This is a genomic window from Nitratidesulfovibrio oxamicus (assembly GCF_015731765.1).
GTDB lineage: Bacteria > Desulfobacterota > Desulfovibrionia > Desulfovibrionales > Desulfovibrionaceae > Cupidesulfovibrio > Cupidesulfovibrio oxamicus.
Window position 1 is genome coordinate 1 of the sequence record NZ_VRYY01000630.1, and the last position, 1,056, is coordinate 1,056.

A 1,056-nucleotide genomic window follows, 5' to 3' on the forward strand; every position below is an offset into this window, starting at 1 on the left:
CGCCCCGGCGACCCGGACCCGCCGCGCGCCGGGCGGTTTGCCTCGCCCGATGCGCTGCTGTCGCCCGGCTACATGGCGGCGGCAGCGGCGGACCCGGACATCCGCATCGAACCGGCGTGGAAGGTGTCGTTGGTGTACGGCATGCCCTGCGCCATCTACCACATGCTTCCTGCAGCCTACTATCTTGCGGCGCGCTTTCACGACGACTTCGAGTCCGCCGTGCTGCACGCGGTGAACGGCGGCGGGCAGAACCAGGTGCGCGCCATTCTTGCCGGGGCGCTGGTGGGGGCGCAGGTGGGGTTGTCCGGCATTCCGCAGCGGTTCATCGACGGACTGGAAGAGGGCGAGGAACTGCGTGCCCTGGCCGAGCAACTGGCCGAGCAACTGGCCGAGCAGCTGGCCGGGCAGGTTGTGGGCGGGATTGACGGACGTAGCGGCGAGCAGGCTAAATCTGAATGAGCGGCAGCCTCCCAAGCTGTAGGCCACTGCTTGAATTTTTGCCATGGCATCCTGGAAAGGGCAGGTGGATGCGCGACCTCCGTTGTGGTTTTTTTGAGGGTGAATGCCGTGCTGTGGGGTTTTGGTTGCCCATGGGTTGCCCAGCATCCCCGGACGCCATGAACCAAAGAGGCGTTCCTGCCTGCACCAGGCCGCGTGCCGCCGATGTTGACCTTGACAATGCGCTACGGCATCGTCTAGACACCTTCGATTCCTGCGCCCGTAGCTCAGTCGGATAGAGCGATAGCCTCCTAAGCTGTAGGCCACAGGTTCGATTCCTGTCGGGCGCACCAGAAAAAACAAGAGGATACGTTGCATTGTCAACGTATCCTCTTCGTCGTTCTTGCGGTTTTGGCGGTTTTGGTTGCCCTATGGTTGCCCACCCGCCATTGCTTTCCGCTTTCGCGCTTTACACCCCCTGGACTGCATCTGTCGGTGCTGCCGTCGGTGCGGTCGCTCGCGCACTCCCCCCGCGTACCCAGCGCCCTGCGGCCAACGGGCCGACGGCAGCCACCGCTTGCCCGCGCGTCAGCGCGGGCTCCGGGGGGGCCGCTCCCC

1 protein-coding gene and 1 tRNA gene are annotated in these 1,056 nt (G+C 65.2%); both read left to right on the forward strand.

The window, feature by feature from the left end; genetic code table 11:
* Positions 1–459: ADP-ribosylglycohydrolase family protein (locus FVW20_RS16420; protein WP_196610433.1), on the forward strand; the 459-nt coding region annotated here is incomplete at its 5' end.
* A 255-nt stretch (positions 460–714) separates the two neighbouring features.
* Positions 715–791: transfer RNA gene (locus tag FVW20_RS16425), tRNA-Arg, on the forward strand.
* Positions 792–1,056: the final 265 nt, after the last annotated feature.